The sequence below is a fragment of the Chryseobacterium sp. Bi04 genome, from assembly GCF_918698085.1.
Lineage (GTDB): Bacteria > Bacteroidota > Bacteroidia > Flavobacteriales > Weeksellaceae > Chryseobacterium.
Map to the genome: position 1 here is coordinate 187,437 of NZ_CAKKLP010000008.1, position 21,982 is coordinate 209,418.

16 protein-coding genes are annotated in these 21,982 nt (G+C 36.1%); 9 read left to right on the forward strand and 7 right to left on the reverse strand.

Annotation, left to right across the window (positions count from 1 at the left end; genetic code table 11):
* Positions 1-4: 4 nt before the first annotated feature.
* The 3 genes from LQV47_RS14210 to LQV47_RS14220 all read right to left on the reverse strand — a co-directional run bounded on the left by LQV47_RS14210 (position 5) and on the right by LQV47_RS14220 (position 3,401).
* Entirely contained in the window at positions 5-1,321 is a 1,317-nt protein-coding gene (locus LQV47_RS14210; RefSeq protein WP_230037935.1) for a TolC family protein, read from the reverse strand.
* Positions 1,305-1,931 (reverse strand): TetR family transcriptional regulator, encoded by a 627-nt coding sequence (locus LQV47_RS14215; RefSeq protein ID WP_230037937.1) that lies wholly within the window; start codon positions 1,929-1,931, stop codon positions 1,305-1,307. Before LQV47_RS14215 ends, LQV47_RS14210 begins: the two co-directional genes overlap by 17 nt.
* Before the next feature lie 351 nt (positions 1,932-2,282).
* Positions 2,283-3,401: a DNA polymerase III subunit delta' gene (locus LQV47_RS14220; RefSeq protein ID WP_230037939.1), complete on the reverse strand. Its 1,119-nt coding sequence runs from the start codon at positions 3,399-3,401 to the stop codon at positions 2,283-2,285.
* A gap of 247 nt (positions 3,402-3,648) precedes the next feature.
* Between LQV47_RS14220 and mdlD the strand changes: the two genes are divergently transcribed.
* From mdlD to LQV47_RS14245, 5 genes are all read left to right on the forward strand, one after another.
* Positions 3,649-4,968: an NAD(P)-dependent benzaldehyde dehydrogenase MdlD gene (mdlD, locus tag LQV47_RS14225; protein WP_230037941.1), complete on the forward strand. Its 1,320-nt coding sequence runs from the start codon at positions 3,649-3,651 to the stop codon at positions 4,966-4,968.
* A gap of 197 nt (positions 4,969-5,165) precedes the next feature.
* Entirely contained in the window at positions 5,166-6,458 is a 1,293-nt protein-coding gene (locus tag LQV47_RS14230) for a hypothetical protein (RefSeq protein ID WP_230037942.1), read from the forward strand.
* A gap of 1 nt (position 6,459) precedes the next feature.
* Entirely contained in the window at positions 6,460-7,050 is a 591-nt protein-coding gene (lptC, locus tag LQV47_RS14235; RefSeq protein WP_230037944.1) for an LPS export ABC transporter periplasmic protein LptC, read from the forward strand.
* Positions 7,051-7,061: 11 nt separating this feature from the next.
* Positions 7,062-8,105 (forward strand): anhydro-N-acetylmuramic acid kinase, encoded by a 1,044-nt coding sequence (locus LQV47_RS14240; RefSeq protein ID WP_230037946.1) that lies wholly within the window; start codon positions 7,062-7,064, stop codon positions 8,103-8,105.
* 117 nt (positions 8,106-8,222) lie between these two features.
* Positions 8,223-9,287: a squalene/phytoene synthase family protein gene (locus LQV47_RS14245; RefSeq protein WP_230037948.1), complete on the forward strand. Its 1,065-nt coding sequence runs from the start codon at positions 8,223-8,225 to the stop codon at positions 9,285-9,287.
* Between the two features lie 116 nt (positions 9,288-9,403).
* On the opposite strand, the gene LQV47_RS14250 is transcribed toward LQV47_RS14245, so the two are convergent.
* Positions 9,404-9,793 (reverse strand): SRPBCC family protein, encoded by a 390-nt coding sequence (locus LQV47_RS14250; protein ID WP_230037950.1) that lies wholly within the window; start codon positions 9,791-9,793, stop codon positions 9,404-9,406.
* A 51-nt stretch (positions 9,794-9,844) separates the two neighbouring features.
* Here LQV47_RS14250 and LQV47_RS14255 point away from each other — a divergent pair, with 51 nt between their 5' ends.
* Positions 9,845-10,441, forward strand: coding sequence for an NUDIX domain-containing protein (locus LQV47_RS14255; RefSeq protein WP_290368659.1), 597 nt, complete (start codon positions 9,845-9,847; stop codon positions 10,439-10,441).
* Between the two features lie 74 nt (positions 10,442-10,515).
* Here LQV47_RS14255 and murF read toward each other — a convergent pair whose 3' ends face one another.
* Together murF and gldJ are read right to left on the reverse strand one after the other, a co-directional pair.
* The gene (gene murF, locus LQV47_RS14260) at positions 10,516-11,787 is read right to left on the reverse strand and encodes a UDP-N-acetylmuramoyl-tripeptide--D-alanyl-D-alanine ligase (RefSeq protein WP_230037952.1); all 1,272 of its coding nucleotides are present in this window, start codon (positions 11,785-11,787) and stop codon (positions 10,516-10,518) included.
* Between the two features lie 146 nt (positions 11,788-11,933).
* Positions 11,934-13,535, reverse strand: a complete 1,602-nt coding sequence (gene gldJ, locus LQV47_RS14265; RefSeq protein ID WP_230037954.1) for a gliding motility lipoprotein GldJ — start codon at positions 13,533-13,535, stop codon at positions 11,934-11,936.
* 165 nt (positions 13,536-13,700) lie between these two features.
* Between gldJ and porU the strand changes: the two genes are divergently transcribed.
* The 3 genes from porU (at position 13,701) to LQV47_RS14280 (ending at position 21,339) form a co-directional block, all read left to right on the forward strand.
* On the forward strand, positions 13,701-17,597 hold the full coding sequence (porU, locus tag LQV47_RS14270; protein ID WP_230037956.1) for a type IX secretion system sortase PorU: 3,897 nt from the start codon (positions 13,701-13,703) through the stop codon (positions 17,595-17,597).
* Positions 17,598-17,656: 59 nt separating this feature from the next.
* The gene (gene porV, locus LQV47_RS14275) at positions 17,657-18,820 is read left to right on the forward strand and encodes a type IX secretion system outer membrane channel protein PorV (RefSeq protein WP_230037958.1); all 1,164 of its coding nucleotides are present in this window, start codon (positions 17,657-17,659) and stop codon (positions 18,818-18,820) included.
* A 254-nt stretch (positions 18,821-19,074) separates the two neighbouring features.
* Entirely contained in the window at positions 19,075-21,339 is a 2,265-nt protein-coding gene (locus LQV47_RS14280; RefSeq protein WP_230037960.1) for an FUSC family membrane protein, read from the forward strand.
* Here LQV47_RS14280 and LQV47_RS14285 read toward each other — a convergent pair.
* Complete coding sequence (locus tag LQV47_RS14285) at positions 21,320-21,934, reverse strand: 4'-phosphopantetheinyl transferase family protein (RefSeq protein WP_230037962.1); 615 nt, start codon at positions 21,932-21,934, stop codon at positions 21,320-21,322. The two genes, LQV47_RS14280 and LQV47_RS14285, sit on opposite strands and share 20 nt — an antisense overlap.
* Positions 21,935-21,982: the final 48 nt, after the last annotated feature.

The window sequence follows — 21,982 nt, forward strand, 5'->3', positions numbered from 1 at the left end:
CTGATTATTTAATTGTTAAAGTTCCTGTTGTCTGTAATAGTTTTCTATATGCTAATGCGGCGTCTGCTTTTGCATTGATTACGCCCACATTTGCGGCAATCTGAGCGGCATCTGCATCCAGTAATTCGGTCATGGTTGCAAGCCCGTTGTCATATTTGTTTTTTGTGATTCTATAATTTTCATTAGCCTGTTCAGCTGATTTTTCAAAAACAGCGATTCTCTTTTTTGAATAATCTGTGTTCTGGTACTCTCTGTTGACATCAAGCTTAATATTGTCATTTAATAGCTCATCAGTGGCCGCCAACTGCTTTTCTCTTGCCTGTGACTGCTTTAAAGATGAATTCTCTTTCCAGATGTTTGATAAATTGTAAGAAATTCCGATTCCTACATTCACGGCATTGTATACAGTAAGAAATTTGGGAATATCTGCTGCTACATAACCTCCGGTAAATGCTAATGATGGAAGATTTTCTGCTTTAGCGGCTTTTGATCCTAGTTCAGCAGCTTTTCTTTGCTGAGCTAAAGCCTGTAAATCTTTACGGTTTTCCCGGGCTTCATTTACATAAAAAACAACAGGTTTTACCTCTGATCCTTCATCTATATAATTTGGATCCACTTCAAGTTCTGTAGTTTCAGGAAGCCCCAACAACAAATCCATATTGATATTGGCAATATTGTAATTATTCTTAGCTTCCAATAGCTGAAGTTCAATATTTGAAGTCTGAAGGTTGGCTTTCAATCTGTCGTTTCTGGCAATCAATCCATTGTTTTCCATTTTCAGGAATGTTTCATCTCTTTTTTGAGAAGCAGCAAGATTTTCTTCAAAAACTTTGATAGACTGGTTGGCCTTAAACAGATTATTGTAGGCCTGGGCAACGTTGTAAGCAATTGCAATTTTATCGTTTTCAGTGCTTAATTTAGAGGCTTCCACCAGATATTTTGCAGACTGAATCCCGTACTTGATCCTTCCTCCGTTGTAAATAGGAACGCTAAGATTAGCCGAACCGTAAAGAACCTGATGTATTTCCGGCCCTCCTGCACCTCCGGAAAGACCCGGAAGTTTGATATCAACATTCGGTTTTATCGGAAGGTACATATAGCTTCCGGAAACTTTCAATTCAGGAAGCTGCCTGTTTTTAGCTTCCAAAAGGTCAGCTGTAGCCTCCTCGATCTTGGCTGCATCGATCTTGAGATTCTTGCTGTTCTGGATTCCCAGCTGCACAGCTTCGTCAAGAGAAAGTGTTTTTTTCTCCTGAGCATTTGCATTTGCTACTCCTAAGAATAGTGATAATGCAATCACTGAGTTATTTATTCTCTTCATAACCTAAAAGGTCTTTTAGTAAATGTTTTATATGTTTATTAAGTTCAGTATAGTATTTTTCATCAAAAACACTCTCTTCCTCTGTATCATTAAGGAATTCTTTATACATATCTTTAGCATTGAATGCATAAAATAAAGTTCCGCTGATGGTTGAATGAAACAGATAAATTGGAGGATTTTTCGTGAAAATTCCCTTCTCAAGTCCACGTTCCAATATCTGAGAATACATGGAGAGAAATCCCATTTTAGTTTGTTTTAGAAACTCTACAATCTGTGGATTATCAGTATGAAGCTGTTCCCTTTGCATAATCCTGTAAAAACACTTTTGCGTTCTTATCCTATTGGAAAACTGGTCTATTATCTTTTCTATCTTCTGCCATTCATTAAGGTCCGTTCTTTCTACAATATCTTTTGAGAAAAACTGCCCTTCGTTCATTCTGTATTCAACCAGTTTTTCATAAAGCTTTTCTTTAGAGCCAAAATAGTAAGAGATCATAGAGATGTTTACATTTGCAGCCTTGGAAATTTCCCTGGTAGAAGTTCCTTCAAAACCTTTTTCTGCAAAAAGTTTTTCAGCAGCAAATAATATATTTTCTTCTTTTGAAATCATATCACTTCCATTTTCAGGGCGCAAATTTACATAAGTTTTTCACAAAATCAAACGATTGATTGATTTTTTAATATAGATTTAATTTATCAGCAACATAAGATTGCTTCTATTAAAAGAATAAGTATAAAAAACTATAATAAAAAAAGACTAATGCAATATTTACTGCAAACTCCTTAAAAATCAACAGTCTGTTGAAAAATCTGCATTTACTTATACACTTTAAAATCAGCAAAGATATTGGTTGTTGTAATAGAGATATTCCGGGAAAGTTCAACGGTGGATGTTTGTGCAGAAAAGAACAGAACAAAAATTTTAAAACAGGAATTCCGGCCTGTTGACCGGAATTTTATTTCATGAGTTTTTATGAATATATCTTGATAGCTTTATCCCAAGGTCTGTCCATACAATTTTAGGATTCCCGTTTCTTGTCAGGTGGAGATCTGCAGTATTGATTTCTTCTAATATATTTTCAATATTGGCACCACTGATAAATTTTGAAAATCCAGGCCAGTTGAATCCATCAGCATTGATTTTTTTATAAACAAGATCCTCAGACTGATAATTTTGAAGGAGTGCCAGCCTGAAAATTTCAGAACAGTAGTTTAAAAAATTCTTCTGCTTTTCCCTGTTCCATCCGGCTATTTCTCTTGCCCAGAAAATAATACTTTTAAGATAAGCGGGTTTCTTTTTTACCATAAATGCATCCCGTACCCATTGTACAAATAATTTTTCAAACTCGTTAGTCTTATCACCGGAGTTTAAAAGTTTTATGGCATTGTTTAAATCTCCCTGAGCTTCATGGAGAACCTCTCTGATCTTTTCTTCAGAAACAGAAAAATTCTTTTCCAGATAGTGTTTAATATCTTCATCATTAATTCTCGGAATTTCCACAATCTGGGTTCTGGAAAGAATGGTAGGAAGTATATCATTTGTACTTTCTGTGGTAAGGAGGATAATAGTTTTGGCCGGCGGTTCTTCCAGGAATTTTAAAAATTTGTTTGAAGCTGCAATATTCATTTTATCAGCCCTCCAGACAATAAGGATCTTAGTTCCTCCTTCAAAACTTTTCAGGGAAAATTTCTGATTCTGGTCATCTACTTCATCTGCAGAGATAAAAAGCTGTTTGTTTTCGGATTCTAAAAAGGCAGTCCAGTCATCATAGCTGGCATAGGGAGAAGCCATGATCATCTCCCGGAATTCTTCAAACTTATTTTTACTTAAAGAATTTTTATTATCTGTAAAAACAGGGAAGCTAAAATGCAGATCCAAATGATTCAGATGCTCCACCTTTACGGCAGCATGCTCATTTTCCCGACTCAGTATCTCTCGGGCATATGCCAGGACCATAGGTAATGTTCCATATCCTTCTTTCCCTACAAAAAGCTGGGCATGGCTAACTCTGTTTTCAGCAATACTTTCTCTAAGAAGTTTTTTCAGGTTTTCCTGACCGGCTATGTTCTCCCAATTCATGTTCCAAAGATAAAAAATCTTATCTCAATTTATAAAATTAAGTCTGCTTAATCTGCAGTAAAACCTTTCTATATATTTAATTAAAAACAAAAATCTAGTAATTATAGGAAACATCAATAATTCAATTAGAATTAATTTTAAATTAAATTGTGCGCAATATAATTTTCAACAATATATTTGCATTACTAATTTAACTTAATTTACTATTAGAATTTCAGCTTATTGAATTCTTAAAAATCGATACACAATGAACAAAGAATCAGAACAGAAAATAAGAAATGTCTTTCAACAGCAGAAAGCTTTTTTCAAAACCAATCAGACAAAAGATATTGAATTCAGAAAAGCACAACTGAGAAAATTCCGCGAAGTATTTTTACAGCATACGGATGCTCTTTGCGATGCTTTACATACAGATTTGGGGAAAAGCCGGAAGGAAGCTGAATATGTAGAAATTCAGATTGTCATCAGTGAACTTGATTATTTTCTGGAAAATATTGATGAATGGGCAAAGCCAACTCCCGTTCCCTCCAAACCACATCCAACGGGAGCCGAAGTCATAAGTAAAATAATGTATGAGCCGTATGGAGTAACTTATATTATCGGGCCTTTCAACTACCCTGTTCAACTGACATTCAGTCCCCTTATCGGAGCTTTGGTAGCAGGAAACACTGCCATTTTGAAGCCATCAGAAAATACACCCCATGTTGCTAAAGTTCTTGAAGATATCGTAAAGAAATCTTTTGATGAATCTTATGTAGCCGTATTTCAGGGGGCTATTGAAGAAAACACCTTATTATTAAGCCTGCCTTTTGATTATATTTTCTTTACAGGAAGTCCAAATGTTGGAAAAATTGTGATGAAAGCTGCGGCAGAGCAGTTAATTCCTTTAGCATTGGAGCTTGGAGGAAAATCTCCTACCATAGTTCACAAAGATGCAGATCTTGATAAGGCAGTGGCAAGAATATCTTACGGAAAATGGATCAACTGCGGGCAAACCTGCGTGGCCCCCGACTATATTTATATTCATGAGTCTGTAAAGGATGCGTTTATTGAAAAATTTAAAGCTCATTTAAACACAACCTATAACGACAAATCTTTAGGGGAAATAGGAAAGATTGTAAGCCAGAATCAGATTAAACATCTTGCCGGATATCTGGAAGCCGCTCCTGAAAAAGTAATCTACGGAGGCAAGTATGACCTTGAGAGCCGTCATTTTGAGGCTACTTTAATGGATCATATAACCTGGGATGATCAGGTAATGCAGCAGGAAATTTTCGGTCCTATCCTACCTATTATGACTTACCATGACATTAATGAAGCGCTGGAAGAAATAAATAACCGCCCTAAACCACTGGCCTTATATGTTTTTTCGGAAGACCAAGAATTTTCAGATCATGTTCTAAATTGTACAACAAGTGGTGATGCAGAAATCAACAGTACCATTATTCACGTTGGTTCCCATTATCTGCCTTTTGGCGGTGTAGGAACTTCCGGAATGGGAAAATACCACGGAAAATTCAGTTTTGAAAGTTTTAGTCACAGCCGGTCGGTGCTTCGGGTAAAATAACTCTACCGGCTATCTTACTAAAAAAAAGACTGTTATACTATTATAAACAGTCTTTTTTGTATAATAGAATGACCAGTTTTACGAATAAAAATTTATAGTTTTCTTTTAAAGGAAGGCCCTTAACAAACTTTAACCACATATAATTTTTACAATTCATTAATATTTAAGATATTTGCGCATTGTTTTAAAAATAAAGAATGAAAAAAATCTTTGTAGTATCATTCATATCAGCTGGATACTTCCTGAATGCACAGAGTATAGGTAATTCGCCCTATGCAACGTATGGAATTGGAGATGTAAAATATGATAATACGATCGAAACTGCTTCAATGGGAGGTATATCAACTGCTTTTATAAGTGATTTCACCAGTAGTTTCAACTTTGCAAACCCTGCAAACAACACCAATTTCGAACTTACAAGTATCAGACTGGAGGCTACCAATGAAAACAATTATTTCAAATCGAATTATAACGATATGAAATCTACAAAGCATTCTACGTATCTCTCCAATATTGCTTTGGCATTTCCTTTATCTTCCAAGGTAAAGATGGGACTTTCTTATCAGCCGTATAGCTCTAAAAGCTATGATATTTTAAATGAGCAAAAATTAGAAAACGGAGATACTTACATTAATAAATTTAAAGGAAACGGAACTTTAAATACAGCACAGGTGGCTGTATCTTACAAAATAAACCAGGAGTTTTCTGTTGGAGCAAGGGCCAATCTTTATTTTGGTGATTTGTATGATCTGAATGAATTTAGCACTTCATACAATAATGCTATCAATGGCTTCGTGAATGGGTATGAAACTAAAAACAAAGTAAGAAACTTTAATTTTACACTGGGTACCAGCTATCAGACTTTAAATACACGTACTGATAAAAAATTCACGATCGGAGCTACTGCTACTTTTGGGAATACCAGTAATATGACTACTGAGTACATCAACAGTACTTACAGGTTTGCAGATGCAGCAGGAACTAAAACTGATGAAAAAATCATAGAGCAAAAAAGTATACGTTCCAAGAACCTTCTTCCTTTACAGGCCTCTGTAGGGGTTGGATATGGAAGTGAAAACCATTGGTTCTTCTCAGGACAGGTGGACTATAAGAAAGGTGAAGACATCTCTTATTTCGGAAAAACTTTTGATTTCCAGGATACTTATAGAATTTCTGCCGGTGGATGGTACTTGCCTAACTACAATAACTTTAGAAATTATTTCTCAAGAGTAATCTACAGATATGGAGCTTTCTATGAAAGAGGAAACCTTAAACTAGAAGGTAACAGCATTAATAAATTTGGTATTTCTGCCGGAGTAATGCTTCCATTCAAGACCAGCAGTATCACAAGAATGAGCGGACTTGAAATAGGAGTAGAAGTTGGTAAGAGAGGAACCCTTAATGACAACCTGATCAATCAGAACTTCATTAATCTTAGAATCGGCTTTAATTTTGCTGATAAATGGTTTAGAAAGACTCTTTATAACTAGAATGAATTTTTCAAAAAAAATATCATATAAAAATATAGCATGCCTTTTTAGTTGTGCTATATTTTTTATATTGACATCATGTGAAGAGGACCTTACCAAAAATAAAGGCAACCAGAGTAAAAACTTCCCTTCACAGATCATCAATAATGCCAATATTGTACAGCGTGATTCCGGTTTTGTCACTTTAAAAGCCAAAGCGCCTATCATTGAAAAATATGAACTGATAGACAGCCCGTATGTTGTAGCAAAAAAAGGGATCAATATAGAGTTCTTCGATAAAAAGAAACCGAAAATCCCCGGAAAGATCACCGCTAAATATGCCCGTATTTTTGAATACAAAAAATTCTACGAGGCAAAAGGTGATGTGAGGATTACAACCAATGAAGGCCAAAGGTTTGCCATGCAGAGTATTTATTGGGATCAGAGAAAAAAAAGAATTTATACCAAAGATACGGTATATGTAACTATGGAAGACGGATCCACATTAGTAGGCGCTAATGGAATGACTGCTAAAGATGATTTTTCTGAATATACTTTTTATAACAACTCGGGAGACTTTAGTTCTAAAAGGATTTCTGAAAACAAAAAATAAGTCTTATCATCATGAAAACTCTTGCTATTGGCCTTATGTCCGGAACAAGCCTTGACGGTTTGGATATTTGCTTTGCTGAATTTGAAAAGCAAGACCAATGGACCTTTAAGATTCTGAAAGCAGAAACCATTCCCTATTCTAAAGAATGGGAAGAAAAGCTTAGAAATTCAATTCATATTTCTGCAGAAAAGTTATTAGAATTACATTCGGAATACGGCTTTTATTTAGGAAAATCAGTTAAAAACTTCATTGAAAAACATCAATTGCAGCATATTGATCTGGTTGCTTCTCATGGCCACACTGTTTTTCATCAGCCTCAAAAAAGATTTACCCTGCAAATAGGCGACGGAAGAGCTGTTAAAATAGAAATAAATTTACCCGTCATCTACGATTTCCGGACTCAGGATGTTTTGATGGGCGGAAATGGAGCTCCTCTGGTCCCAATTGGTGACGAATTGCTATTTTCTCAATATGATGCCTGTCTTAATTTGGGTGGGTTTTCCAATATTTCCTTACAAATTAATGGTCAAAGAATTGCCTTTGATATCGCTCCTGTGAATATTGTTTTGAATACACTGGTTCAGCAGTTCAGGAAAAATTTTGACGAAAACGGGGATTTAGCCAGAACAGGAAAAATTGATGAGAATTTATTATTAAAATTAAATTCCTTAAGCTTTTATCGTCAATCGCATCCCAAATCTCTTGGAATCGAATGGTGTAATGAAAATATTTTCCCGCTATTTAAAAATGTTGAAGCTCTTGATGCTTTAGCTACTTTTACAGAACATACTGCTCAACAGATTTCAGATATATTTAATAAAAATAAATTAAAAAATGTACTTTTTACCGGTGGTGGAACTTATAATCATTATTTAATTGAAAAAATTAAAGAAAAAACCACCGCGGAAATTGTTATTCCTGAAAGAGAAATCATAGACTATAAAGAAGCTTTAATCTTCGCATTTATGGGAGTTTTAAGGTTTAAAAATGAAATCAATGTTTTGGCTTCTGCAACAGGAAGCCGTGAAGATCATTCTTCGGGAATTATTCTATAACAAACCACACATTACCATTCTTTTCAAAAAAAATTCATTATAAATTAAATAAATACATTAATAATGAATTTTTAATATTAATTATCATAAAAAATAGATAATTTTACATTAACTATTATGGAAAGAAAAAACATATCAGAAACCCACGAGAATTTTTCATTTGATCAAGCTGAAACATATTTAAAAGCTTTATTTCCTCGTGTTTCACGTACTTTTGCCTTAACTGTTCCTGAACTTCCTGTGCCGTTACGCGGTGTTGTGATGAATGCTTATCTTTTAGCCCGTGCATTGGATACAATTGAAGACGACGACGCTCTAACCTTGGAACAAAAATTTGATTTTGGAAAAAGATTTGTTGAAATTGTTAGTACTAATGAAAATGCAGAAGAGTTTGCTATGGAATTAACGCCGCTGCTATCCCTTCACACTCATGAAGCAGAACGGGAGCTTATGCATAATTTGGCACTAGTGATAGGAATAAAGCAAACTTTCAATGATGTACAGCAGCAAGCAATAGAACGGTGCATTCGTATTATGTGGGATGGTATGCAAAAATTCCTGAAACGAAGAAGCTTAAACGGGCTTGAAACATTGGATGAAATGAATGATTATTGCTATCATGCCGCAGGTGTTGTAGGAGAAATGTTAACAGACCTTTTTTGTGATTATTCAGATGAGATAGCAAAGCATAATGCCGCCATGAAAAAACTGGCTATATCATTTGGAAGAGGATTGCAAACGGTAAATATTTTATACGATCATTGGGAAGACCGTAAAGATGGTATCTGTTGGTTACCTCGCGATATATATGGAAGTGAGCTCAAAGATCTGAAACCTGAAAATTATAATGAAGGTTATAAGAATGCTCAAAAAGAACTAATAAGTATTACCCACAAAAACCTGCGCGAAGCATTGCAGTACACATTATTAATCCCCGATTCAGAAGCAGGAATACGCCGTTTCTGTTACTGGACAATCAGTCTTTCAGTATTTGCTCTCCACAGAATACATAACAGACCAAATTTTACTGCAAATGCAGAAATAAAAATACCTCGTAACTGGGTTTTAGCTATGATTATGATAACCCGAACCTTTGGTGTAAAAGATAAAGTCTTAACAGGAATTTTTAATTTAAATTCCCATAAACTTCCTTTACTCCATCATCCCTTAGACAAAAAATAATAAAAACCGTCTTACAAATCATGAAAACGGCTTTTTCTTCTATAAAGTTCCCTTATACTTCTGAGAAATAGGGGTTGTATTTTTACTTATGATCCTGAACGAGCCGTCAACCTCTGTTATTTATAAGCCTCGATCTTATCTGTAAGCGTATTAATGAAATTTTGTAACGGCTTTTCTACCATCATTTTGATGAATGGATTAAACTTCCCTTCAAAAAGCATCTGTACTTCTGTCTGATTTTCATTAATAGGGTTTAAAGTTGCTGTTAATGTAAAGTCTAAACTTGAACTTGCTGATTTCAAGATTGCTTTCTGATCATTAACTTCATCTATTTTCAATGCAATTTCCGGCATTCCCTGTAATCCGAATTTAAAACCGTTGTCTCTTGTTTCAAATTTCTGAAGACCATCCGGCATAAATTCTTTATAATTTTCTGGAGACTTCAGTAATTCTGACAGCTCTTTAGATGATTTATTAACAATAATCTTTCGTCCTTCTAAATTCATTTTTTATTTTTGTATTTAAATTCTTAATTCTTACAAATGTATAAAGTTTTTGTGAACGAAAAAAAATTATTAGTATCTAAGCATCCCGAGGAACTTGAAAAAAGTATTGGGTACGAAAGTTTCACAACTTTAGAGATTGCATTAGATATTTTAGAGAATACTTCTGTAAAAGAACTCAATGTTTTCGGTGAGAATATTGATGAGATCTGGAGGGAATTTCAGAAGCTGTTCAGGATCATTGAGGCAGCGGGAGGAATAGTGAGCAATCCTGAAGGTGAGATTCTTTTCATCAAAAGGCTGGGTAAATGGGATCTTCCCAAAGGTAAAATGGAGAAGGGTGAATCTCAGGAGGAATCTGCAGTAAGAGAAATTGAAGAAGAGACAGGCCTTAAAGATGTAGAACTCGTACAATTCATTAATACTACTTACCATATTTATGTGGAAAGAAACGGTGAAAAAATATTAAAATGCACTCATTGGTTTGAGATGAATTTTAATGGAGAAGCTACATTCAAGCCACAGGCAGAAGAAGGAATTACTGAAGTGGCATGGAAAAAAAGACAGCAAATAGAAAACGAAGTGTTTCCGAGCACTTTCAAAAATATTAAACTGATTATAAAAGATTTCTGGAACTCAAAAAACCTGTAGGTCCGAAATAAAAAAAGGCAGGAAGTTATTAAACTTAAACTTTCTGCCTTTTATATTTTCCTGTTTTTTTTAGCCTAAATAAAGTCGATCACCTTTTCCAAAGCTATTCCTCTGGATCCTTTTAAAAGAATATTTTCAGACTGAATCGGAGTCTGCTTCAGGTAATCAATTAATGAGGATGTATCTTCAAAAGCAAGGTTTGAAGAATTCACTGCTTTAAAGTGTTTTCCTACGGTGATGATTTCATCAAAATTCAAATCCTGAGCCAGTTTTAAGATGTTCTGATGTTCCTTTTCACTTTCGGTACCTAATTCCAGCATATCTCCGATAACAATGGTTTTGCGCCCTTCAAAACTGATAAAATTTTTCAGTGAAACTGCCATAGAACTTGGATTAGCATTATAGGTATCCAGTACCAATGTTTTATTTTCTTTTTTTACCACCTGGGAACGCATGTTCGTTGGGGTATACTGCTCAACAGCATGTTTTATTTTTTCAAAGCTAATTCCGAAATGAAGCCCAAGGCTTGCTGCTACACAGAGATTGGTGAAGTTATAATCTCCGGTGAGCTTTGAAAGCGCTTTTACATTCTGATAAGACAAGCCTACAAAGTGTTCCTCTGAGAAAGATTCAAAGTTATAATCTGATCCTTCATTTCCAAAAGTAATGGTAGACGGATAGTTTTGAGTTTTTTCTATCTGGATAGGATCATTTTCATTAACGATAATGGTCCGTTGGTTCGTTTTAAGATAATCGTAAAGTTCGGACTTTCCTTTGATCACGCCCTCAAAGCCTCCAAACCCTTCCAGGTGGGCCTTTCCAAAATTGGTAATATACCCGAAATCCGGCTGGGCGATCGTACATAGAAGTTCTATTTCTTTTTGATGGTTAGCTCCCATTTCTATAACCGCTATTTCATGTTCCGGTTTGATGGAAAGAATGGTCAGGGGAACACCAATGTGGTTATTCAGGTTTCCATAGGTATACTGAACACTGAACTTCTCTGACAGCACTGCATGGATCAGTTCTTTTGTGGTGGTCTTCCCATTGCTTCCTGTAAGTCCTATAAAAGGGATGCTAAGCTTATTTCTGTGGTATATTGCTAATTGCTGTAAAAACTCAAGGGTAGATGGAACATAGAAAATATTCTTATCCCTGTTTTCGAATTCCGGCAGCTCTACAATTACCGCTAAAGCACCATTATCTATAGCTTTTTCGGCTAAAGTTGCGGCATTGAAATTTTCACCGGAAAAGGCAAAGAAAATATCATTTTCTGCTATTTTTCTACTATCTATCGTTACTTTACCTGCCTGTAAAACTAAAGGATAAAATTGTTCTATATTCATCTATTTTTTTTTAAGAAGTCACATGCAATCGCCAAATGTATACAAGTACTTTTAGATTTTTTAGCCAAAGCGATTTCATGATTCAAAAATAAAAAAACCTTCCGGAAATCCGGAAGGTTTTTTTTAAGTATTTTTTGATAACTATATTATCTTCTAGTTCTATTCTTATCGTTTGTTCTGGCATCCTGTGCAACACGGAATCCAATCCAACCATAAGCCCTGCCCTGATTTTTATATCTTCTCTGACCCGGGTCCAGCCAATATGCAGTATCCTGCCAAGATCCTCCTTTTACAACTCTTACGTCATTAGAGATCCCTGAAGTTCTGTCTTTAGTGTCTTTCACCATTTTCACTTTACCTCCCGCATCTACAATGAAACTCTGACGAGGTGCATTATACATATCGAATGATGAAGCTGAGTCTGATTCTCTTCTGTATTCTAAAGAAGATTGTCTGTCACCGTCTCTATAGTTTCTGTAGTCAGCAATGGTCTGTCTTTCAAACTGTCCGGGAAGTCCTTTATAAACCAGTCTACCATCAGATAAAGTATCATATTTGATAGTTCCTTCGTCAATCATTTTATAAGTTCCGTCACCGTTTCTTACAATAGCCTGAGGCATATTACCTCTGTAATAATTGAAGTCGTTGTAGTCTTCATCTATAATAGGTCTGTAAACATCAGCTGTCCATTCAGCAACGTTACCGTACATACCATAAACACCTAGATCATTGGATGGATATTGTCTTACGTCTGAAGTTTGTGCAGATCCGTCGTTTTTCCATCCTGCAATACCGGAATAGTCACCTTTACCCATTTTGAAATTTTCAAGGAACATTCCTCTATCTTTTCCTTTGGTACCTCTTAATCTTTCGATTTCAGGTTTTTTACCTAAGTATTGGTTATATTCTCTATTCTTAGCCATACCAAGAGCAGCATATTCCCATTCTACCTCGGTAGGAAGTCTGAACTTCTGTACCATAGCAGAATTTGGAGCTCTGTTGGCAGAAAGAAGTCTTTGGTTTGTAGTTTTAAGACCGGTCTTCTGCTGCATTCTCTGCTCATTGATGTATCCTTGCATTTCAGGATCATTTGCTTTGAATTTATCCATATTGAAGGCTGTTCCTCCCTGGTTATTAGATTCGTTGATATACAAATCTTTAGCAATAATACCAGCGCTCATCAAAGCTTTTTCATTAGCTCTGTCTGTCAGCCATTCACAATATCTGTTTGCCTGGGTCCAGGAAACTCCTACTACAGGATAGTAGTCGAATTCCGGAGAACGCAGATACGTTTCATTATAATCGTTTCTAGATAGTTTGTTGTCCCATAATAAGGTATCCGGTAGAGCACCGTTATAGATTTCCTTAAAACTAGGGTCACTTGGCGGGAATACATACTTCAACCATGTAAGGTATTCGCGGTATTCATAGTTTGTAATCTCAGTTTCTCCGATAAAGAATGAACTTACCTGCATTCTGCGAGGCGTATTATTCCAATCGTGCATAACATCATCTTTCACTAATCCCATTGTAAAAGTTCCACCTTCTACATATACCATTCCAGGCCACCCCTTCTGCTTCTGTTGCTTTCCTGCAAAAAACCAACCCTGTTTTTCGTTTGGCTTCCAACCTGTTTTACTGACAAATTTTTTGGTACCACCACCTTTGCTGGTTCCTGACCCGCCACAACTGGTTAATGCAAGTGTAGAACTTAATGCTATTAATGAAAACAACTTTAGTTTTTTCATAGTCGATATAAATATTTTCAAGAGTACAAAGAAAAAATAAATTATTCAATAAATCAAGTAAAGATTTGATTTTTTTGAAAAACGTTAACAAATTAATTTTATTGTATCGCAATTTAATTATAAAATTTTCATTTATTTTGTAATTTAGCAATTTCAATAATAAACATGAGACAAAAAATCACTATTTTATTTCTATTCTCTTTTGTATCAGTACTTTGGGCCCAAAGAAACACCATAGAATGGGAGGGTTCAAAAATTCAGGACTTTGGTGATACAAAATTAATTCTTCCAAATTTCAAAAATGATGGTTTTTCGTTTAGCCAAAATAATGTTTTTATCATAACTAAACAAAAAATAGGGGAAAAACAGCTCAGAGTTTCTGACCTTATTTGGGAAAATGTTTCCAACAAGGATTTATTTGAATTAGACAAAGGCAGCCTACCCGATTATGATATTGCAGATGTTTCATATTATACCTTAGAGGGAGAAAGCTATGCCAGTATTAATGTTGCTTTATTTAAAAATGTAAAAGGACGGGTTCAGAGGTTATCTTCATTTAATGTTTCTGAAGCCTCAGCTTTGAACACTACAAATAATGTAAACAGAATAGGATCTACAGCAAACCCTCTTTCAAATGGAAGCTTTTATAAGATAAAAGTAGATAAATCGGGGATATTTAAAATTACCGCTCAATTTTTAAAAGATAATGGAATCAATCCGGCATCTGTGAATCCTAAGAATTTCAGAATATATGGAAACGGAGGGCTTATGCTCCCGGAATTTAACCAGGATCCAAGATACAGTGCACTGCAGGAAAATGCCGTTCAGGTGGTAGGTGAAGATGACGGTGTATGGAACGACAATGATTTTGCTCTTTTCTATGCTCAGGGACCGGATGGATATAATCTTTATAACAGGGGTAACGGTAACGGTTTTAAAAGAACAGATACCCGCTATGACAGAAGTGATAATGTCAAGAATATATATGAAGACTTTTCATATTACTATATTACCTTTGATAAAGGACCGGGTAAAAGGGTTCAGACCATCGATGGAGATCTTCCTAGTCAGCTGATCACAAGATATGATGACTATCAGGTAATCAACAATGACCAGAAAAACCTTATGAAAGTAGGCCGGGTTTGGTTAGAAGATGCCCCTTTCACTACCGAAAAAACAGTAACCTTTACCACCAAATCACCCATACAGCCATCAGATGTTATAAGATACAGAACCAGAGTGGCTGGCTACAGGGCACAAAAAAATACAATTGAGTATAAGATCAATGATGTAAACCCTTCATCAGGGTCAGTGCCTGAAGATACCTCCAACTTCCAGTATAATCTTTATTTCCTGCTTCCATATAACGGAACAGTAAGCAACCTGAGTGGAAATCAGATTACCTTTAAGTATAATCCCAATATTTCTATCAATCCTAACGGATCATTCTATATAGATTATGCTGAAGTACAATATAAAGAGAATCTTGTTTTCAATGGTTCACAAATGAATTTCAGGGATTTCTCTCTGGTAAGCGGCAGCAATACCAACTATGGTTTCAGCATTTCCAATGCTTCCAATATAGAACAGGTATGGGATGTTACGGATATTACCAATGCCAACAGAAGAGTAAATAAGGCAGGTGCCGGAAGTTTCAATTTTGCTTATATGGCTGCTGATCAGAACTTCAATAATGAGTTTGTAGCTTTTAGAGCGGATGCTGCTTTTTCGCCACAGTTTGTGGAGAGAATCGGTAATCAAAATCTTTCTGCCTTACAAAATATAGATTACCTGATCTTAACGGTTCCTCAAATGATGGGCCAGGCACAAAGACTTGCCAGCTACCACCAGACAAAAAACAATTATAATGTAGAAATTGTAGATGTTAATAAGGTATATCAGGAATTTGGAAGTGGAAGCAGGGACCTTACTGCTATAAGAGATTTCGTGACAAGACTGAACACCACCCAGGGAAAACTTAAATATGTATTTATTCTGGGGGATACATCCTATGATTATAAAAATAAAGTTTCAAATAATTCCAATGTAGTTTCCAGCTATCAAAGTGAACAGTCTTCAGATTATGTAGGCTCCTTTGTTACGGATGATTATATTGTAATGACGAAACCACAAACCGCCAACATCATTGAAAACAATCTACCGGATATACCTGTAGGAAGAATTCCTGCATCCAATGCTTCTGAAGCCGGAGATATGATCAGCAAAACGCTTGCTTATTATAATGCACTACCGGGGCAATCCAGTCCGTTTGGAGAATGGCGTATGAGGTTAGATTTTGTGGTAGATGATGACAATGACGATGGGCCACCTTTCCACAATGTGATGAACACTACGCTGGTGAATGTATTTGAACAGCCGGCACAGCAGGAACTGAAAGAATATAATGTTAAGAAATTATACCTGGATTCTTTCACGGCCCAGAGTACAGCAGCAGGACAAAGATATCCGCAGGTCAATCAGGCTATTTCCAATGCTATTGGAAACAGCATGTATCTGTTCTATTTCGGACATGGAGGAATCAACGGTTGGGCACAGGAAAGAGTGTTAACCAGTACAGAAATCCAAAATTCCAATAACTTCTCCAATGTGTACAGCAGGTTCCCGTTTGTTTCTACCATTACCTGTGAATTTACATTATGGGATGAACCTGCCACTAATTCTGCGGGAGAACAGTTCATTAAACTAAAACAAGGTGGTGCTGCAGCTATGATTACTTCCAGCCGGGCTATTGGGGTAATCTACGGACGTCAGTTTACAGATACCTACACTAAAAACATCTTTAAATTGACTAATGATGATTTCGAAACATTAGGAAATGCTCATTTAACGGCGAAGAAACAAAGAGGAGCTGACCTTAACCATTTAAAGGTAAATCTTTTGGGTGATCCTGCCATGAAACTGAGCAGACCTCAAAGACTTTTGGTGATTGATAATATTGAAACGCCTGTTCCCGGTCTGATCAGAGGATTGGATTTTGTAAAGATAAAAGGACATATCAATAATTCTAACGGAACATTAAACAATACCTTTAACGGAAGGGTTACTATTAATATTTTTGATAAGAGAATCAATAAAAAAACATTAAATAATGACGGACACCTTAGTCCTGTATTAGAATATACAGAAGAAGGAAGCCCTATTGTAAAAGCTTCGGGGATAGCCGTAAACGGAGTTTTCACCGCTGAGTTCTATGTTCCTAAAGATATTAATTATACTGTAGGCCAGGGAAGAATATTAAGTTATGCTGACAATAAGGTAATGGATGTCTTCAACAACCAGGCTGTACAGGTGGGAGATATTAATCCTAACGGAATTAATGATAACCAGCCTCCGAAAGTAAAACTGTATATGAATAACACCAACTTTGCTGATGGCGGTATTACCAATCAAAACCCTACCCTTCTTGCTTGCCTTACTGATGATACGGGAATCAACTCTACAGGTTCAGGGGTTGGCCACGATATCACCGTATATCTGGACGGACAAATTATCAACACTATCATTTTAAATGATTTTTATGCCGCAGGAGAAGGAAACGGATGTTTAAATCCCAGCCTTGCAGAATACCAAAAAGGAAATGTAACTTATCCTTTCAGGAATTTAGCCATAGGCCAGCATCAATTATTATTTAAAGTTTGGGACATAAACAATAATTCTACAACTGCCACGTTAAATTTTGAGGTTAAAGATGAGTCTGACCAGCATTTGGTAATCAACCGCCCATTAAACTGGCCTAATCCTTTTACCAATAAGACGTATGTTCAGTTTGAACATAACTGTTCCGATATTCTGGATGTGAATGTGCAGATTTATACGATAACAGGAAGATTGGTAAGAACTTTATCTCAGCCGGTGGTTGCAGAACCGTTCCTACAGGGCTTTAGAACACCTCGCCAGGCAATAGAATGGGACGGAAGAGATGATTTTGGGGCTACAGTTGCAAAAGGTACGTATATTTTTAAGATATTTGCAAAAAGCCAGAATCAGGAAAAATGCAAAGGAAGTGCTACAGCTGTAGAAAAAATGGTACTTTTGAAATAATTAAATAATACATAGATAATAATATTAATAAAAAACTGATAATATATAAAAGACAACATATGAATTTAACTACTAAACTGCTTTTAGGATTTGGGTTAAGTGCTGGTTTTCTAGGATATTCACAAGATCTAGGTAAAGTAGGTCCTGTATTAACCGGAGCACCTTTCCTAAGAATTGCACCAGATGCCAGATCAGGAGGTATGGGAGACCAAGGGGTTGTAACCTCTCCGGATGCATTTTCACAATTCTGGAATGCTGCAAAATATCCTTTTAGCAGAACAAGTTCTTCCATCGGTCTTAACTATACACCGTATATGGGAAAACTTACCAATGATGTATTCTTACTATACGGAGCTTTCCATAAGTTTTTGGGACAGGATGAAAGATCTACTATTTCCGCGAGTATTTATTATTTCAATATGGGTCAGGTAGACCTTACTCAATTGGTAGGTACTGAAATTGCTTCCATGGGTACATCAAAACCAAATGAATTCTCTCTGGACGTTGCCTATGCTTTGAAACTATCCGATTCTTACTCAATGGCTGTAACAGGTAGATTTATCCGTTCAGACTTAGCCGGTGGATTCAATACAGATACAACACTTAAGGCTGCTAATTCCTTTGCAGTAGATATTTCAGGATACTACAGTTCTCCAAAATTTACAGGTTTAGGAGGAAATGACGGTAAAATCAATGCCGGTTTTGCGGTTCAGAACCTAGGTCCCAAACTGGATTATACAGGAAATGAAGAATCGAGATCTTATCTTCCTACTATGGCAAGATTAGGGATTGGATATGACATGTACCTGGATGATATGAACAGAGTAGGAATTAGTGTAGAAGGTTCAAAACTTCTGGTTCCGGGATCTGAATATGTAGGAATTGATCCCAATACAAGACAACCGAGATATGAAATTCCCAATGTAGGTCCAATGGCCGGTATTGGAAAATCTTTCAAAAATAAAAACAGTATCATGTACAGTGGTGCTGTAGAATATTCATATGACAATGCTTTTTCTGTAAGAGGAGGTTATTTTCATGAAAGTGAAGAACAGGGTGCCAGACAATTTGCTACAGCAGGTATCGGGTTGAATTACCGTTCTTTCGGGCTTGATCTTTCTTATCTGATTAACATGTCTAAAATTAACAGTGCCTTAGATAACACTCTTCGTTTCGGTCTTACCTGGAACATTGGAGATGAAACATCTAATAACGACCGTTAACAACAGCATCAATATCATACAAAAGCCTCATCAATATGAGGCTTTTTTGTTGGAAGCAGGAGAAAGGCTGATTGTCAGTCGTCAATCCGCTTCGCTCGTCAATTTCTTCAGACCCCATTCACTATTCACTTGGCGAAGCAAAAATTAACTATCGGCAACACTTCTCGCCTACTATTAAAGAAATATAACATTTAAGTTTACAAAAGTCTTATCATTATAACTATTTTCTTAAATTCAATAGCTATTTTTGTAGTATGAACTATTCGGCGGAGCTAAAAAAATTTGTAACCAGTCAATATGTATATTCTGCAATCAGAATTACATTAGCTACTGTTCTGCCTTGTTTAGTCCTTGCCCATTTTGGAATATTAAAAGAATACTTCCTCTTCCCTCTCGGAACCAGCTTTGTAGCTCTTACAGACCAGCCAGGACCTTTTATCCGAAGAAGAAATGCTTTAACTTTTGCCATTTGCTGTTTTGTCTTTGTGGCACTTATTGCAAGCATGGTGATGGACCTTAAACTATTAGTGCTCCTCGAAATCATTGTATTTGGAATGTTTTTCTCCCTGATCGGAGTTTACGGTCAGAGATTAGCTGCTGTAGGTTCTTTATCGCTGGTTGTACTCGCCATCTTTATTGACGGGCATCTTACAGGAAGTAATATCTTAAAAAGCTTACTGATCTTTGCCTGTGGCTGTATATGGTTTTTACTCATCTTTCTTGTTGTAACTACCATCCGGCCTTATAAACTGGCTGGCCAGATGATTGGAGAAAACTATCTTCAGCTGGCAGAGTTTTTAAAGATTAAAGCTAATTATTACCAGAAAAATCCTGATTTTGATAAACTGACTACTCAGGTCATTGCTAAACAGATTGAAATAAAAAACCTTCAAGAGGACACCCGGGAAACTGTTTTTAAAACAAGAACCATTGTTAATGAATCTACAACGACCAGTCGTTTACTGATGTTGATGTTCCTGAACTCTATGGACCTTCATGAAAAACTGATGACTTCCGAGAGTGACTATCAAAAATTGCAGCAGAGTTTCGAGGACAGTATGATCCTGGTTAACATTCATGATTATCTTAATCTTTTGGCCGAAGAAATCACCAATATCGGAATTGCCCTCCAAAGTGGAACACGGGCAAAATCTATATTTAATCTGGAACTTGAATTAAAAAACCTTAATTACAATTATTTTGAACTCAGAAATAAACAATTAAGCTCTGAAAATCTGGAAAATTTCATGATCCTGCGTCAGATTCTGATGCGTATCAACGAAATTACCAAAGAGATCAACGAGATTTATAAAGTATTTTCCCAGGATGTGAAACTGGCGAAAAGTTTATCTACCGGACTGGACCTGAAAAAGTTTATGCCGAATGAGCCTAAGCTTAATGCCAAAGTTTTAAGGAATAACATTTCATTATCATCCTCGCATTTTCGCCATGCCATAAGAATTACCACCGCTTTGCTGGTGGGATATCTTTTCTCTATGTTTGATTTTCTGGGACTGGGACATACCTACTGGATATTAATTACCATTACAGCAATCTTAAAACCGGCTTATTCCATTACAAAGCAAAGAAACCTTCTCCGTCTTTATGGAACGGTTACCGGTGCTACCATAGCATATATCATTCTGCACTTTATACACATCAACGGCGTTTTATTTGCCATACTCCTTATAAGTATGATCATGTGTTTCAGCTTTTTGAAAGGACGGTACTTTTGGGCCGTATTATTCATGACGATCTATGTTTTCCTCAGTTTTAATTTCTTAAACCCCGGAAAAGTAGACGTTATTTTCAAAGACAGAGTGGTGGATACAGCTATTGCCGGAATTATTGCTTTTGCAGTGTCTTATATTGTATTGCCTGTTTGGGAACATACCCAGAACCTGGATCTGATGAAAAAATCTGCTGCAGATAACCTCATCTATTTCCAGAGTGTGATTTCTAAATTCCTTGAAGGAAATTTTGATCTTGAAGATTATAAGGTAAAGCGAAAAAATGCAATTATTTCGCTGGCTAATCTTTCAGATAATTTCCAGCGAATGATTTCTGATCCTAAAAACCAACAGAAAAAACTGGAAGTAGTGCATCAGTTTGTGGCTACCTCACACCTTGTTACAGCCTATACCGCTTCTCTTTCTCAGTACTCCAAAAGCAATGAGCAGTATCCTGAAATAGATGCTGAAAGCTGGAGCAGAAAAATTGAAGCTGAGATGCAGCAGACCTCTGCCCTGCTCAACGGTGATGATATCAGCGAAGCTCTTAAAATGGAAAGCCGTCTTGAGCCGGAAGATTCTTCCATTGAAGACCTGCTCATGAAAAGGAAAACGGAAATCGAAGAAAATGAGATTATCGACAGAAGAGATCCCGATAAAATTTCACATTTAACGGAACTTAAAAACATCCATGACATCCTGGAACTGATCTATGATGTAGCCAAGGAACAAAGAAAGGTTATTGAAAAATACAAAATTGAAAAGCACGCTACTCCTCCACAATCGTAAAGCAGTAATCGTCAAAAAATTCTACCCTTGCTTTAAACTCATCTGAAAACTGTTCGTCATATACACGGCAGCTAATCTTATGAAGATGCTTAAGCTCAAAAGGTTTCACTTCGTAGTTTTTCTTCAGGGACCAATATTTTGAATGATGGATTTTATACATACTTTCTTTTACACTCCATATAATAGTATAGAAAGTATCTGCTTTATCTTCAGGAATAAATCCTCTTTCATTTTCATACGTGAATTTATCAATCACCCTTAAAATTTTAGGATTGAATTTCTCAACGTCAATTCCTATTTTATTTTTAGAAATGGCAATAGCTGCAAAAGGGAAAGAATGGGTGATGGAAATTTCCGCATCGTGAGGGGAAAGAAAAGGCTCTCTTTCTCTATATAAAATTTTGGAAGATGGCTTTAGCCCTTTCAAGAGTTTGCGTACCATCAGAACCTCCAATAGTTTTTTGGGGTGGTAATCCTTTACTTTTTCGGCATTTTCAGGCTCCAGAAGCTCGCGGATATCAAGTTCTTCGCTCTCGTCATACTTCCAAACAAGGATTGTGGCATTATCATCTGAAAAATCTCGGTAAAGGGGCATCGTTTTTTATTCGATAAAAGTAATAAAAAGATGTGGAAAGAGAAAATG